The organism is Pleomorphomonas carboxyditropha (genome assembly GCF_002770725.1).
Taxonomy (GTDB): domain Bacteria; phylum Pseudomonadota; class Alphaproteobacteria; order Rhizobiales; family Pleomorphomonadaceae; genus Pleomorphomonas; species Pleomorphomonas carboxyditropha.
The window spans coordinates 686982-701247 of record NZ_NQVN01000001.1; the positions used below are offsets into that span (position 1 = coordinate 686982).

14 protein-coding genes are annotated in these 14266 nt (G+C 65.6%); 7 read left to right on the plus strand and 7 right to left on the minus strand.

The genetic code is table 11. The annotated features are described in order from the left end of the window. Positions 1-1053: a sn-glycerol-3-phosphate import ATP-binding protein UgpC gene (locus tag CJ014_RS03205; protein WP_100079047.1), complete on the plus strand. Its 1053-nt coding sequence runs from the start codon at positions 1-3 to the stop codon at positions 1051-1053. 6 nt (positions 1054-1059) lie between these two features. On the opposite strand, the gene CJ014_RS03210 is transcribed toward CJ014_RS03205, so the two are convergent. The 5 genes from CJ014_RS03210 to CJ014_RS03230 form a co-directional block, all read right to left on the minus strand. Continuing rightward, on the minus strand, positions 1060-1383 hold the full coding sequence (locus CJ014_RS03210) for a type II toxin-antitoxin system RelE/ParE family toxin (RefSeq protein WP_100079048.1): 324 nt from the start codon (positions 1381-1383) through the stop codon (positions 1060-1062). A gap of 3 nt (positions 1384-1386) precedes the next feature. Further along, on the minus strand, positions 1387-1641 hold the full coding sequence (locus tag CJ014_RS03215; protein ID WP_100079049.1) for a type II toxin-antitoxin system ParD family antitoxin: 255 nt from the start codon (positions 1639-1641) through the stop codon (positions 1387-1389). Between the two features lie 120 nt (positions 1642-1761). Beyond that, positions 1762-2454, minus strand: a complete 693-nt coding sequence (locus CJ014_RS03220; protein WP_100079050.1) for a cysteine hydrolase family protein — start codon at positions 2452-2454, stop codon at positions 1762-1764. A gap of 28 nt (positions 2455-2482) precedes the next feature. Further along, entirely contained in the window at positions 2483-3382 is a 900-nt protein-coding gene (locus tag CJ014_RS03225; RefSeq protein WP_100079051.1) for a proline iminopeptidase-family hydrolase, read from the minus strand. Positions 3383-3450: 68 nt separating this feature from the next. After that, entirely contained in the window at positions 3451-4233 is a 783-nt protein-coding gene (locus tag CJ014_RS03230; RefSeq protein ID WP_100079052.1) for a helix-turn-helix transcriptional regulator, read from the minus strand. A 158-nt stretch (positions 4234-4391) separates the two neighbouring features. Here CJ014_RS03230 and CJ014_RS03235 point away from each other — a divergent pair, with 158 nt between their 5' ends. The 6 genes from CJ014_RS03235 to CJ014_RS03260 all read left to right on the plus strand — a co-directional run bounded on the left by CJ014_RS03235 (position 4392) and on the right by CJ014_RS03260 (position 11865). Continuing rightward, on the plus strand, positions 4392-5282 hold the full coding sequence (locus tag CJ014_RS03235) for a proline iminopeptidase-family hydrolase (RefSeq protein WP_100079053.1): 891 nt from the start codon (positions 4392-4394) through the stop codon (positions 5280-5282). 45 nt (positions 5283-5327) lie between these two features. Beyond that, the gene (locus CJ014_RS03240; RefSeq protein ID WP_100079054.1) at positions 5328-6266 is read left to right on the plus strand and encodes an ABC transporter permease; all 939 of its coding nucleotides are present in this window, start codon (positions 5328-5330) and stop codon (positions 6264-6266) included. Beyond that, on the plus strand, positions 6263-7099 hold the full coding sequence (locus tag CJ014_RS03245; RefSeq protein WP_100079055.1) for an ABC transporter permease: 837 nt from the start codon (positions 6263-6265) through the stop codon (positions 7097-7099). The genes CJ014_RS03240 and CJ014_RS03245 overlap by 4 nt, the downstream gene beginning before the upstream one ends. Continuing rightward, positions 7096-8805, plus strand: coding sequence for an ABC transporter ATP-binding protein (locus CJ014_RS03250; RefSeq protein ID WP_100079056.1), 1710 nt, complete (start codon positions 7096-7098; stop codon positions 8803-8805). Before CJ014_RS03245 ends, CJ014_RS03250 begins: the two co-directional genes overlap by 4 nt. Before the next feature lie 20 nt (positions 8806-8825). Further along, positions 8826-10340, plus strand: a complete 1515-nt coding sequence (locus CJ014_RS03255) for an ABC transporter substrate-binding protein (protein ID WP_100079057.1) — start codon at positions 8826-8828, stop codon at positions 10338-10340. 169 nt (positions 10341-10509) lie between these two features. Next, positions 10510-11865 carry an esterase-like activity of phytase family protein gene (locus CJ014_RS03260; protein ID WP_100079058.1) on the plus strand — a complete coding sequence of 452 codons (1356 nt, stop codon included), beginning with the start codon at positions 10510-10512 and terminating at the stop codon, positions 11863-11865. A gap of 73 nt (positions 11866-11938) precedes the next feature. Here the strand turns inward: CJ014_RS03260 and CJ014_RS03265 are convergent, their stop codons facing one another. Continuing rightward, complete coding sequence (locus tag CJ014_RS03265; protein WP_100079059.1) at positions 11939-13426, minus strand: replicative DNA helicase; 1488 nt, start codon at positions 13424-13426, stop codon at positions 11939-11941. Positions 13427-13674: 248 nt separating this feature from the next. Next, complete coding sequence (gene rplI / locus CJ014_RS03270; protein ID WP_100079060.1) at positions 13675-14238, minus strand: 50S ribosomal protein L9; 564 nt, start codon at positions 14236-14238, stop codon at positions 13675-13677. Positions 14239-14266: the final 28 nt, after the last annotated feature.

Consider the following 14266-nt stretch of genomic DNA (forward strand, 5'->3'; position numbering starts at 1 on the left):
ATGTCCGCCATCGAAATCGCCGCCGTGAGCAAGGTCTACGCCGGTGGTGTCCGAGCCGTTTCCGATGTCAGCCTGTCGATCGCCGACGGCGAGTTCATCGTGCTGGTCGGTCCGTCCGGCTGCGGCAAGTCGACGCTGCTCCGGATGATCGCCGGCCTCGAGACCATCACTTCGGGAACCGTGGCGATCGGCGGCCGGGTGGTCAACGAGGTCGATCCGGCGGCGCGCAACATCGCCATGGTGTTCCAGAACTACGCCCTCTACCCGCACATGAGCGTCTACGACAATCTCGCCTATGGCCTCCGCAATCGCGGCGTGCCCAAGGCGGATATCGACGCCCGCGTCGCCGAGGCGGCGCGCATGCTGGAGATCGCGCCGTTCCTCGATCGCAAGCCGAGGCAGCTTTCCGGCGGCCAGCGGCAGCGCGTCGCCATGGGACGGGCCATCGTCCGCAAGCCCGATGCCTTCCTGTTCGACGAGCCGCTCTCCAATCTCGACGCCAAGCTGCGCGTTTCGATGCGCGGCGAGATCCGCCAGTTGCAGCGGCGGCTCGGCGTCACCTCGGTCTATGTGACGCATGACCAGCTCGAGGCGATGACGCTGGCCGACCGCATCGTCGTCCTGAACGGCGGCCGCATCGAGCAGGTCGGCCGGCCGCTCGACGTCTATCACAGCCCGGCTTCGACCTTCGTCGCCAGCTTCATCGGCTCGCCGGCGATGAACCTCGCTGACGCCGAGGTGGCGGGCGGTGCCGTGGCGATCGGCGGGCAGGTGGTGGCAAGCGGCGTCGGCGGCATCGCCGACGGCAAGCTGACCGTCGGCCTCAGGGCCGAGGACATTCTGCCGACGCCAAACGGCGCCGGCGTGCCCTTTGCCGTCCGCTATATCGAAGAGCTCGGCGCCACGCGGCTCGTGCACGGCTCGGTCGAGGGGCGTCATCTCACCATGGCGCTGTCGCCCGATCTGCCGCTCGCCGACGAGATCAGGATAACGGTCGCCGCCGACCGGCTGCACTTTTTCGACGGCGAAAGCGGCCGCCGGGTGGGACGGTGAGGAAGCCTACGACCGCGCCGCAGGTTTTCCGGAAGTGCTCCATTCGATCTGGCGAAGATCGCGGGCGCCGTCGACCACGCGAACGATCCGCACGAGCATTTCGTCGATGCAATAAAGGACGAGCCAGCGCTCGCTGACGAGAACGCGGGCGGCTTCGGCGATTTCCGGTCGTACAGGCCCCATTTCGGGATGGTTTGCGAGCATCGAGACACGCCGCTCGATACGCTCGATGAGAGTATCGGCCATGGTCGCGCCGCTGGTCTCGGCAATCCAAAGCCACACGTCGAGCATGTCGGCGCGGGCTTGCCGAGAATAGACGACTTCGGCCATGTCTCAGGCTTTCGCCGCCAGCCGCTTGCGGCCCTCGGCCTTGACCGTCTCGATATCCAGCGGCCCAAAATCGCCACTGCTGATGCCTTCGGCCCACGCCTGTTGCAGCCAGCGGAGCTTGTCTTCGTGCTGGTCGTGTTCTTCCAGCAGGCGAAGCGCTTCCCGCACTACCTCGCTGGAAGACGTGTACTGCCCGGATTCCACCTTGGCCCTGACGAAGCTCGCCAATTCGTCGGTCAGTGACACGCTGAGATTCACGGCCAATCTCCTTTTGTTCCACTCTGGGGTCGGCCACGGAAAATGTCAAACCGCGTCATTTTCCGTCGGCCTTCAAACGCGACCGGCAGCGCGGTTGGTTATCTCCTGAAATGACATTCTTCATCCCGGCAGGTAGCCGATTACCTCGTCGGTGCTCATCACCGAGCAGTAGATCATGTTCATGATCTCGAGCTCGCGGTCGTGCAGCTCCAGGGTGCCGGCGGCGCAGGCATCCTCGGCGACGATGACGTCGAAGCTCTCGTCGGCGAGGCTGCGCACCGTCGAGGCGACGCACTGGTCGGTGAAGATGCCGCAGCAGATCACATGGGTGATGCCGAGATTGGCCAGCACCAGGCGCAGATTGGTGCCGGTGAGGGCGCTGTCGGTGGTCTTGGTGACGACGATCTCGTCGCCTTCGGGCGCGATGGCCGCAACGATCTGCGACGGCGCCTCGTCCTTCGGCAGCAGAAGATTGTTCCAGCCCGGCTTCTTCTGGCTGAGCGAGCGGTCGCGGCCGTCGTGGCGCAGCGCCGCGATGCGGGCATAGAGCACGTCGAGGCCGCGGCCGCGGAAGGCGGCGAGCAGCCTTTGGATCGACGGGATCACCGTGCCGTGCATGCGCTCGTGGAACGGCGTCCAGGCGTGATAGCGGCTGAGGTCGTCGCCGGTGAGCGTCGCGGGATCCGGGCGGTCGAGATAGACGTTCTGAACGTCGATGACGAGCAGCGCCACCTTGCCGGCGGTGAGCACGGGATCTTCCGGCTCGGGGGCGCCGTCATAATAAAAGGAACGACGGGCGGTCTTCCAGGTCATTGTCGGTCCTCGGCTTTGGCGTTGCCCTCTATCCCTCGACAGATTTCAGGAAATCGGAAACGGTCGCAAGGCATCTTGCTTCCTCTTCGACATGCGGCATGTGGCTCGACTGCTCGAACAGCACCCAGCGGATGCCCGGCACCTTCTCGACGTAGGGGCGCACCACTTCCGGCGTCGCCTCGTCGTATTTGCCGGAGATCAGCAGCGCCGGCACCTCGATCAGCGGCAGGCGATCCTCGATCGTCCAGTCCTTCATGGTGCCGATGACGTGGAATTCGGTAGGGCCGTTCATGTTGATGTAGACGGTGTTGTCGAGGTCCATCAGCTCGAAGGTGCGGCTCACCTCCTTCGGCCAGGGATCGAGGCGGCAGACGTGACGGTTGTAGAACACCCGCGACGCGGCGACATAGTCGGGATGGGTGATGGTGCCGGCCGCCTCGTGCTTCAGGAGTGTCGCCTGCACCTCGGGCGGCAGGGCCTCGCGCAGGCGATTGGCCTCGCTGACCCAGGTGTGCATGTTGGCCGGCGAATTGGCGATGACCAGCGCTTTCAGCCCCTTCGGCCGGCGCACGGCGTGCTCGGCGCCGAGCATGCCGCCCCAGGACTGGCCGAGGTAGGCGTAGCGATCGCCGATGCCGAGATGCGAGAGGAGGGCGTCGAGCTGGTCGAGGAACAGCCCGATCGTCCAGAAGTCCTTGCCTTTGTCGGGCAGGTGCGTCGAATTGCCGGAGCCGAGCTGGTCGTAATGGATGACGGCGCGGCCGTCGAGGTCGGCGATGCGCTTGAAGCTGTCGACATAGTCGTGCGTGCAGCCCGGACCGCCGTGGGCGACGATCAGCGGCAGTCGGGGCGACGACAGCGAGCCGCTGATCCGGTACCAGGTTTCATAGGCGCCGAAGGGCGCAAATCCTTCCACGACGTCGACCACCGTTCACTCTCCGCGCTGCATATGTGTTAGGCAAAAACATAGCGCGGCGAAAAGCTGAGCAGCAGCTATCAGAAGTTATAGGTCGGGGGTTCGTCGAGCAGCCGATAGTGGATGGCCCGCACCACGGCCTGGGTGCGGTTGCGGGCGCCGAGCTTGCGGATCGCCGAGTTGAGGTGCATCACCACCGTCGGCACCGAACGGTCGATGATGCGCGAGATTTCCTTGGCCGACAGACCGTCGGCGGAGTGGCGCAGGCACTGGCGCTCGCGGTCGGTGAGGCGCGGCATGGCGCCGACGCGGGCCGGCGCGTCGAAGGCGGCATAGGCCGTTTCGTGGAACAGGTGAGCGAGGAGCCCGAAGTCGGCGATGGAGCCCTCGGCCGTGCGCTGGAAGTCGGCGCCGGCGCCGAAGCGGACGCCGGTCACCGTCGCATAATCGCCGCGCGGCAGGTGCACCGGCACGGTGACGCCGGAGGTCAGGCCGCGATCGCGGAGATAGCTCTCCACCGGCCGGCTGTCGTCCGAGAGATAGCGGCGGATCGCCGTATCGGCGTCCCGGTCGTAGTTCCAGAAGAAGGGCGTCGAGGTCCGCAGGGCGAGTTGCTGCACCGGGTCGAAACGGAAGTAGCCGCGGCCGCACCAGTATTCGTGCATGTCCTCCGGCACGTTCCTGAGCTTCAGGAGCGAGGGGATGTTCATGCTGCCGTCGACGTCGTAGGGCACCGGCGTATAGTCGTAGATGAGCGCGTCGAAGCCGAAGCCCTTCACCATGTCGAAGGCCCGGTCGATGCATCCTTCCAGGCTGGTCTCGGTGGCGAGCCGCTGTTTGATGGCGGCGATATCGACGGGCATCTATAGCTTCTCCGGAGTGGAAAACCCCGCGGACGGTGGCTCGTGCTCCTCCATCTCCCGAACCCTATCACTTCTAATAGCTGGTGTTGAGCGACAATTCATCCAAAATTTGGTCACGCTCAAATCGTGAGCTTTGACTCGGATTGCGGAGAACGGCCATGTGGCGGGAAATCGCCCCTGATGCCAGGCATGTGGTGAAGGTCGACGGCTACAACGTCGTCGCCTACGAGTTCGGCACGGGCGACGAGGTGGTGTTGCTGGCCAACGGCGGCCCGGGTCTTCCCTGCGATTATCTGCGCGAGGCCCATTCCTGCCTGATCGATCAAGGCTATCGCGTCATCGCCTTCGACCAGCTCGGCACCGGCGCTTCCGATCGCCCAACCGATCCGGCGCTCTGGACGATCGGCCGCTATGTCGAGGAGACCGAGACGGTGCGGCGGGCGCTCGGCCTCGGCAAGGTGCATTTCCTCGGCCATTCCTGGGGCGGCTGGCTCGCCATCGACTATGCGCTGACCTATCCGGAAGCGCTCAGGACGCTGATCCTCGAGGACACCGTCGCCGACATGCCGCACCTCATCGGCGAGCTCGAACGGTTGCGCGGCGCGCTCGGCGCCGAGACGGTGGCGATGATGCAGGCGCACGAGGCGGCCGGCACCATCGACCATCCCGAATACCTGGCGGCGATCATGCTGCTCAACTACCGCCACGTCTGCCGCCTGAAGGAATGGCCGGCGCCGGTCAACCGCTCGCTGTCGGACTGGAACATGGGCCCCTACGGCACCATGCAAGGCCCCAACGAGTTCCTCTACATCGGCAATCTCAAGGATTGGAACCGAGTGCCCGATCTTCACAGGATCGCCGTGCCGACGCTGATCACCTGCGGCGAGCACGACGAACTGACGCCGGCCTGCGCATTGCGCATGAAGCTCAATCTGCCGGACGCCGAGCTCAGGGTTTTCGCCAATTCGAGCCATATGCCATTCTACGAGAACCCGGGGGATTACTACCCGGCGCTCCTTGCCTTCCTCGGGAAACACAGCCAGCGATGACGTTCGCCCCAGCCATGACGGTCGTCGCCAAGTCCGGAAGCCACGATGCACCGGTATAAGTTCGTCCTCTATCGCCCCTTGCAGTTCCTGCCGGTGCTGTTCGGCATCAGCCTGATCACGTTCATCCTGGTCCGCCTCATTCCCGGCGATCCGGCGCGGGTGCTGCTCGGCACGCGCTCCACGCCGTCGGCCATCGCCGCCATCCGCGCCCAATACGGCCTCGACCAGCCGATCTGGCTGCAATATTTCTATTTTCTCCAGAACCTCGCCCAGGGCGAGATGGGCAAGTCGATCCTCTACAAGATCGATGTGCTGAGGCTGATCGCCACCCGCATCGAGCCGACGCTGGCGCTGGTGCTCTCGGCGGTGCTGCTGTCGCTCGTCATCGCCGTGCCGCTCGCCTCGCTGGCGGCGCGCTCGAACGGCGGGCCGGCCGACCATATCGTCCGCTTCGTCTCGACGTTCGGCATCGGCTTCCCGCCCTTCTGGCTGGCGCTGATGCTGATCATCTTCTTCTCGGTGCGGCTCGACCTGTTCCCGGTCTCCGGCTACGGCGAGACCGTCGCCGACAAGCTCTATCACCTGATCCTGCCGGCGCTGACCATCGCGCTGTCGCTGTCGACCGTGCTGATCCGCTCGCTCAGGACGGCGATGATCGCCGAACTGAAGGGCGACCTCGCCACCGCGGCCCGGGCGCGCGGCATGCCGGAAAGCATCGTCTTCTGGCGGCACGTGATGCCCAACTCGCTGGTGCCGACCATCAACCTGCTGGCCGTCAACATCGGCTGGCTGATCGGCGGCACGGTCGTGGTGGAAAGCGTGTTCGCGCTGCCGGGCATGGGCCAACTGCTGGTCCGCGCCATCTTCTCGCGCGATTACATGGTGGTGCAGGGCGTCGCCATGGTGTTCGCCTGCGCGACGGTGCTGGTGAACTTCATCGCCGACATCGTCACCGTCGCCATCGACCCGAGGGTGAAGCAATGACCGCCGCGCTCGCTCCGGCCTGGAAGGCTGTCCGGCGGCGGCCGACGCTGCTCGCCGGGCTGATCCTGCTCGCCATCTTCCTCTTCGTCGCTCTCATGGCGCCGGTGATCGCGCCCTACGATCCGATCCTGCAGAACGGCGACCTGCGCCTTCAGCCGCCGTCCTGGTCGCATCCCTTCGGCACCGACAACTTCGGCCGCGACATCTTCTCGCGCGTCATCTGGGGCACCCGCGTCGATTTGCAGATCGCGGTGATCGGCGTCGTCTTTCCCTTCCTGATCGGCACGGTGGTCGGCACGCTGGCCGGCTATCTCGGCGGCAAGGTCGACATCGTCTTCATGCGCGTCATCGACATCATCCTGGCCTTTCCCTTCCTGGTGCTGATGCTGTCGATCATCGCCATCCTCGGGCCGGGGCTCCAGAGCTTCTACATCGCCATGGCGCTGGTCGGCTGGGTGTCCTACGCCCGGCTGATCCGGGCGCAGATGCTGGTCTTGAAGACGGCCGATTATGCGACGGCGGCGCTCAGCCTGGGCTTTTCCGGCCCGCGCATCATGTTCCGCCATCTGCTGCCCAACGCCATCGCCGGCTCGGTGGTGTTCTCGATGTCGGATTGCGTGCTGGTGCTGCTGTCGGGCGCCGCCATCAGCTATCTCGGCCTCGGCGTGCAGCCGCCGGTCGCCGAGTGGGGCGTGATGGTGGCGGAGGGCCAGAGCTTCATCACCACCGCCTGGTGGATCACGCTGTTTCCCGGCCTGTCCATCGTGACGTTGGCCTTCGGCTTCTCGCTGACCGGCGACGGCCTCGGCGATCTCCTGGGGGTGCGCGAATGAGCGAGACGCTGCTCTCCGTCCGCAACCTCAGCGTCGTCTTCGCCGGCGAGGACGGTCCGCGCACGCTGATCGACGACCTGTCCTTCGACCTCGGCAAGGGCGAGATCCTCGGCCTGGTCGGCGAAAGCGGCTCGGGCAAGAGCCTCACCTGCCGTTCGCTGGTGCGGCTGATGCCGTCGCCCAACCTCACGATCGCCTCCGGCTCGGTGATGCTCGATGGCCGGGACCTCACCAAGGCGCCGGACAGCGACATCCGCGCGGTGCGCGGCCGCGACATCGGCATGATCTTCCAGAACCCGACCAGCCACCTCGACCCCCTGATGCGCATCGGCGACCAGATCGCCGAGGGCATCCGCATCCATCGCGGCGTCGATGGCAAGGCGGCGAGGGCGGCGGCGCTGGACATCCTGGCGCAGGTGGGCTTCCCGCACCCGGCGCGGCAATACAACGGCTATCCGCACGAATTCTCCGGCGGCATGCGGCAGCGGGCGATGATCGGCGTCGCGCTTAGTTGCGACCCGCGCATCCTGATCGCCGACGAGCCGACGACGGCGCTCGACGTCACCATCCAGGCGCAGATCCTCCGGCTGCTGATGGACCTGAGGGAGAGCCGCGGCCTGTCGGTGATCCTGATCACCCACGACCTCGGCATCGTCGCCCAGACCTGTGACCGCATCGCCGTGCTCCGGCAGGGCCGGCTGCTGGAGATCGGCGACAAGCGCGACGTGCTCGGCCGGCCGCAACATCCCTACACGCGGAACCTGATCGCCTCGCATCCGTCGATGCCGGAACGGCAGGCGGCCTTCGTGCCGGCCCGCGAACCGGCCATCCCGAAGGCGCGGCCGCTCGTCGAGATCGACGATCTTCACGTCCGCTTCCCGGTGACCGGCCGCAGCCTGTTCTCCGGCGGGCCGCGCGAGTTCTCGGCGGTGAAGGGCGTCAGCCTGCAGGTGATGCCCGGCGAGACGGTGGGCATCGTCGGCGAAAGCGGCTCGGGCAAGTCGACGCTGGCCCGGGCGCTGCTCGGCCTGACGCCGATCTCCGAGGGGCACGTCGCCTTCGACGGCGCCGACATCGTCACCGAGCGGGCGAAGGCGCTGAGAAAACTCCGCCGCGAGGCGGCGATGGTGTTCCAGGATCCCTACAACGCGCTCAATCCGCGCCTCACCATCGGCGCCATGCTGGCCGAGGTGCTCGCCGTGCAGGAAAGCGTGCCGAAGGAGCGGATACCGGCGCGCATCGGCGAGCTCCTCGATCTCGTCGGCCTCGAGCGCGAATTTGCCGGCCGCAAGCCGCTTTCCATGTCCGGCGGCCAATGCCAGCGCGCCGGCATCGCCCGGGCGCTCGCCGTCAATCCCAAGCTGATCGTCGCCGACGAGTGCGTCGCCGCGCTCGACGTCACCATCCAGGCGCAGATCGTCGATCTCTTCCGCGACCTCAAGCAGCGGCTCAACCTGACGCTGCTGTTCATCGCCCACGACCTCGCCATCGTCCGCAACCTCTGCGAACGGGTGGTGGTGATGTACCACGGCGAGATCGTCGAGGAAGGACCGACCGACAAGGTGTTCGCCGCGCCGCGCGAGGCCTACACGCAAGCCTTGATCGGCGCCATTCCGGACATTGATCCGGACAGGCCGCTTCTGTCTCCGAGAGGTGGAGACGATTTCGTCGAAGAAACGTCCGGGCTCGTCACGGGCGAAGCATGATAACCAGAAGGGAACTCGACATGACCGCAAAGTGGACCAAACTCAGCGTGGCGACCGTTCTCGCCACCCTCGTCTTCGGGGCCTCGATCGCCGAGGCCGCCGGCGTGCTGACCATCGGCCGCCGCGAGGACGGCACGACCTTCGATCCGATCAAGACCGCCCAGAACGTCGACAACTGGGTGTTCTCCAACGTGTTCGACGTGCTGGTGCGCGTCGACAAGTCCGGCACCAAGCTGATCCCCGGCCTCGCCGAAAGCTGGACCGTTTCCGACGACGGGCTGACCTATACCTTCAAGCTGCGCGACGCCAAGTTCTCCAACGGCGATCCGGTGACCGCCGACGATGCCGCCTTCTCCATCCTGCGCATCCGCGACAACCCGGGCTCGCTGTGGGCCGACAGCTACAAGATCGTCGACACGGCCACCGCCGCCGATCCGAAGACGCTGGTCATCAAGCTGACCGGCCCGTCGGCGCCCTTCCTGTCGTCGCTGGCGCTGCCCAACGTGTCGGTGCTGCCCAAGAAGGTGGTCGAGGACATGGGCGAGGATGCCTTCGGCGAGGCGCCGATCGGCTCCGGCGCCTTCGCCGTCAAGGAGTGGCGGCGTGGCGACCGCGTCATCCTGGTCAAGAATCCCGAATACTGGGATGCCGCCAGCGTCAGCCTCGACGGCGTCGAGTGGATCTCCATTCCCGACGACAACACCCGCATGCTGAAGGTGCAGGCCGGCGAGATCGACACCGCCATCTTCGTGCCGTTCTCGCGCATCGCCGAGCTCCAGAAGGATCCCAACCTCAAGATCCACCTGGACACCTCGACGCGCGAGGATCACCTGCTGATCAACCACGAGCACGGCGCGCTCGCCAAGAAGGAAGTGCGCCAGGCCCTCGACATGGCGGTCGACAAGAAGGCGATTGTTGACGCGGTGACCTTCGGCCTCGGCGAGGTCGCCTATTCCTACATTCCGAAGGGTGCCCTCTACCACTACGCCGACAACCTGCAGCGGCCCTATGACCCGGAGAAGGCCAAGGCCATGCTGGCGGAGGCCGGCGCCGCCGACCTCAAGCTCAACTATGTGGTCAATGCCGGCGACGAGGTCGACGAGCAGATCGCCGTCCTGTTGCAACAGCAGCTCGCCAAGGCCGGCGTCACCGTCGATCTCCAGAAGGTCGACCCCAGCCAGAGTTGGGACATGCTGATCGCCGGCGACTACGACATATCCGTGATGTACTGGACCAACGACGTGCTGGATCCGGACCAGAAGACCACCTTCGTCCTCGGCCACGACAGCAACATGAACTACATGACCCGCTACAACAATCCGGCGGTCAAGGATCTGGTCGCCGCGGCGCGCGTCGAGATGGATCCCGTGAAGCGCGAGCAGATGTACGTCGACCTCCAGAAGATGGCCAAGGACGACGTCAACTGGATCGACCTCTACTACAGCCCCTACCGCAACGTGTCGCGGGCCAACATCGAGAATTTCGACCAGAACCCGCTCGGCCGCTTCTTCCTGGAAGAAACCAAGAAGAACTGAGCCGTCTCAGGTCGGTTCGCCGAACAATCGCCCCGGCAACAAGCTTGCCGGGGCTTTTCTTCGGAGAACCATATTCCGCATCACCGAACCGTCACGGAGGTGTCAATCCACTGACACCCGCGCTTTCTACCAAGGTCGGGCTTTCTCCATTGCTTTTCAGGTGAGCCCGATGAAGACTTTGCTGTTGGCGTCCGTCGCCCTCGTCGTTTCCTCCGCCGTCGTCCTGGCCGACGAAACCGCCTTCAAGGCGACGCTGGTATCGCAGGCCGTGCTGCCGGCCAACACCATCATCGCCGCTCCGGCCGACGCGCCGGAGTTCCTCAAGCAGGCCGGCAAGTTCTCGACGCCCGACCGCAAGCGTGCCACGGCGCTCGGCTCGGTGCCCGGCCTCGACGGCGTCCGCAACACCGGCCTCGGCCTGCCGTTCGACGGCCAGGCGGTGCAGGGCTTTTCCGGCATCAAGACCATGGCCGACGGCACGTTCTGGACGCTCAACGACAACGGCTTCGGCAGCAAGTCCAACTCCAGCGACGCCATGCTGATGCTGCATCACATCAAGTTCGACTGGCAGGCCGGCACGGTCGAGCGCCTCGACACGGTGTTCCTCAGCGATCCCGACAAGGTGGCGCCGTTCCCGATCGTCATGGAAGGCGCCGACACGCGCTACCTCACCGGCGCCGATTTCGACATCGAGTCGATCCAGCCGGTCGGCGACGGCTTCTGGATCGGTGAGGAGCTCGGTCCCTATCTGATCCACGTCGCCGCCGACGGCAAGCTGACCGACGTCGTGCCGACGCTCGTCGACGGCAAGCCGGTGCTGTCGCCCGACAATCCGACGCTCAGCCTGCCGGCCGATCCCAGCAAGCCGCTGCCGGCGTTCAATCTTCGCCGGTCCAACGGCTTCGAGGGGCTGGCGCAGTCGAAGGACGGCAGCAAGCTCTATGGGCTGCTGGAAGGTCCGCTCTACCTCGGCGACGGCAAGTTCGAGCAGGCCGACGGCGCGACCGCCATCCGCATCATCGAGTTCGATGTTGCGCAGAAGGCCTGGACCGGCCGCTCCTGGCTCTATCCGTTCTCGGGCGCCGGCACCAACATCGGCGATTTCAACATGATCGACGAGAGCACGGCGCTGGTGATCGAGCGCGACGGCGGCGCCGGCCTTGCCGACAAGGCCTGCGCCGACCCGGCCAAACCGGAGCCGACCTGCTTCGACAAGCCGGCCGGGCACAAGCGCGTCTACAAGATCGTTCTCGATGACGACAACGTCGGCAAGGCCGTGCGCAAGATCGGCTACATCGATCTCCTGAACATCGCCGACCCCGACGGCAAGGCCAAGCAGGGCACGGTGAACGGCGTCTACACCATGCCCTTCGTCACCATCGAGAACGTCGACGTGGTCGACGCCACGCATATCGTGGTCGGCAACGACAACAACCTGCCGTATTCGGCCGGCCGCGTCGTCGACAAGGCCGACGACAACGAGTTCGTGCTGCTCGAAGTGGGCGACTTCCTCGCCGCCAAATGAGCTGAAGACGACTTGAACGAAAAAGCCCCGGCCGCTTCGCGCTGCCGGGGCTTGGCATTTCAGAAAGTGCCTTTTACTCGAAGCGCTCGGGCAGGTAGTCGTCCTTGGCGAGATCCGAGAAGCGGGTGACGGAGGCGTCGAAGGCGAGTTGCACGGTGCCGGTGGGGCCGTGGCGCTGCTTGCCGATGATCACCTCGGCCTTGCCGGTGACGCGGTCCATCTCGGCCTGCCACTTGAAGAACTCCTCGGTGCCTTCCTTGGGCATGCGCGACTGCAGATAATATTCGTCGCGATAGATGAACATCACCACGTCGGCGTCCTGCTCGATCGAGCCGGATTCGCGCAGGTCGGAGAGCTGCGGCCGCTTGTCGTCGCGGCTTTCGACCTGACGCGACAGCTGGGAGAGAGCGATGATCGGCACCGCCAGTTCCTTGGCCAGCGCCTTGAGGCCGGTGGTGATCTCGGTGATCTCCTGCACGCGGCCGTTCTGGGCCGCCTTCGACGAGCCCGACAGCAGTTGCAGATAGTCGACGATGACCAGGTCGAGGCCGCGCTGGCGCTTCAGGCGGCGGGCGCGGGCGGCCAGCTGGGCGATGGAGATGCCGCCTGTATGGTCGATGTACAGCGGCAGCGTCTGCATGCGCTGGGCGACGGCGGCCAGCTTGGCGAACTGGTTCTCGTCGATGTTGCCGCGGCGGATGTCGGACGACGACACCTCCGACTGCTCGGCGAGGATACGCGTCGCCAACTGCTCGGACGACATTTCGAGCGAGAAGAAGCCGACGATGCCGCCGTTGACCGTCTTCAGCGAGCCATCCGGCTGCTCGGCCGCTTCATAAGCATTGGCGACGTTGAAGGCGATGTTGGTGACCAGCGACGTCTTGCCCATGGCAGGGCGGGCGGCGAGGATGACGAGGTCGGAGCGCTGCAGGCCGCCCATGGTCCGGTCGAGGTCGGAGAGGCCGGTGGCGATGCCGGACAGGTGGCCGTCGCGCTGGTAGGCGGCGGCGGCCATGTCGATCGCCTCGCGCAGCGCGTCGGAGAAGGTATGGAAGCCGCCTTCGTAGCGGCCGCTCTCGGCAATGCCGAAGAGGCGCCGCTCGGCATCCTCGATCTGGGCGCGGGGCGGCATGTCGATCGGCGCGTCATAGGCGATGTTGACCATGTCCTCGCCGATGCGGATCAGGTCGCGGCGGACGGCGAGGTCGTGGATGATGCGGCCGTAGTCCTCGGCGTTGATGATGGTGGTCGCCTCGGAGGCGAGGCGCAGCAGATACTGCGTCACCGGCATCTCGGCGATCTGATAGTCGGCCGGGTAGAAGGTCTTCAGCGTGATCGGCGAGGCGACCTTGCCGCCACGGATGAGCTGGCCGATCTTCTCGTAGATCGCCTTGTGCTGCTCGATGAAGAAATGCGGCGGCTCAAGGAAATCGGAGACGCGGAAGAACGTCTCGTTGTTCATCAGCATGGCGCCGAGCAATTGCCGTTCCGCCTCGACATTATGCGGCGCACTGCGGGTGAGCGCGGCGGCCTGATCTTCGACGCGGCGGATGATGGACATGGGACGGACGGGTTCCTGCTGGCGGATGAAGACGGGACAGTATCAAGCCCTGTCCTGACAGGACGCGGCAGTTGTCATCGACTCCCGCAATCCACACAGGAGTCGGATTTCCCGACAATGAGCATTGACTCTGGCGACCGAACAATGCCCACACAGAAGAATCGGCAGCCTGTTGTTTCGACAAGAAAAACCCCGGGATTTGAGTCCCGGGGTCGATCCTTTGCGCTGGTCTCGGAACCGAAGCCGGCTCAGAGTTCTTCGCGGTCCATGCCCTCTTCGTCGAGCACCGAGCCGACTTCGCGCACGAAGGTCTCCTCGCGGGCGCCGGCGGTGACGTCCTCGCCCTTGGCCTGGCGCTGGGCCTCTTCCTCGGAGCGGGCGATATTGAGGGTGATGGTGGCGTGAACGTCGGCGTGCAGGATGATCTCGACGTTGTGGACGCCGAGGTTCTTGATCGGCGCGTTGATGTTCACCTGCGAGCGGGTGACGGTCTCGCCGGCGGCGGCCAGGATGTCGACGATGTCGCGGGCGGCGACGGAGCCGTAGAGCTGGCCGGTCTCGGCCGCCTGGCGGACCACGACGAAGGAGCGCTGGTCGAGGCCGATCTTGATCTGCTCGGCCGACGACTTGCGCTCGGCGTTGCGGGCCTCGAGGGCGGCGCGCTCGCGATCGAAGCGGGCCTGGTTCTCCTTGGTGGCGCGCAGCGCCTTGCCCTGCGGCAACAGGTAGTTGCGGGCGAAGCCGTCGCGGACCTTGATGGTCTCGCCGAGGGTGCCGTGCTTGCCGATGCGCTCGAGAAGGATGACCTTCATTTTCTATACTCCAGTCTGTCTGTCGTGG

What these genes read in the sequence shown, in the direction of transcription:
- CJ014_RS03205 (WP_100079047.1), top strand. Translation starts at nt 1, where the DNA reads ATGTCCGCCATCGAAATCGCCGCCGTGAGCAAGGTCTACGCCGGTGGT.
- CJ014_RS03210 (WP_100079048.1), bottom strand. Translation starts at nt 1,383, where the DNA reads ATGGCCGAAGTCGTCTATTCTCGGCAAGCCCGCGCCGACATGCTCGAC.
- CJ014_RS03220 (WP_100079050.1), bottom strand. Translation starts at nt 2,454, where the DNA reads ATGACCTGGAAGACCGCCCGTCGTTCCTTTTATTATGACGGCGCCCCC.
- CJ014_RS03230 (WP_100079052.1), bottom strand. Translation starts at nt 4,233, where the DNA reads ATGCCCGTCGATATCGCCGCCATCAAACAGCGGCTCGCCACCGAGACC.
- CJ014_RS03235 (WP_100079053.1), top strand. Translation starts at nt 4,392, where the DNA reads ATGTGGCGGGAAATCGCCCCTGATGCCAGGCATGTGGTGAAGGTCGAC.
- CJ014_RS03240 (WP_100079054.1), top strand. Translation starts at nt 5,328, where the DNA reads ATGCACCGGTATAAGTTCGTCCTCTATCGCCCCTTGCAGTTCCTGCCG.
- CJ014_RS03245 (WP_100079055.1), top strand. Translation starts at nt 6,263, where the DNA reads ATGACCGCCGCGCTCGCTCCGGCCTGGAAGGCTGTCCGGCGGCGGCCG.
- CJ014_RS03250 (WP_100079056.1), top strand. Translation starts at nt 7,096, where the DNA reads ATGAGCGAGACGCTGCTCTCCGTCCGCAACCTCAGCGTCGTCTTCGCC.
- CJ014_RS03255 (WP_100079057.1), top strand. Translation starts at nt 8,826, where the DNA reads ATGACCGCAAAGTGGACCAAACTCAGCGTGGCGACCGTTCTCGCCACC.
- CJ014_RS03260 (WP_100079058.1), top strand. Translation starts at nt 10,510, where the DNA reads ATGAAGACTTTGCTGTTGGCGTCCGTCGCCCTCGTCGTTTCCTCCGCC.
- CJ014_RS03265 (WP_100079059.1), bottom strand. Translation starts at nt 13,426, where the DNA reads ATGTCCATCATCCGCCGCGTCGAAGATCAGGCCGCCGCGCTCACCCGC.
- rplI (WP_100079060.1), bottom strand. Translation starts at nt 14,238, where the DNA reads ATGAAGGTCATCCTTCTCGAGCGCATCGGCAAGCACGGCACCCTCGGC.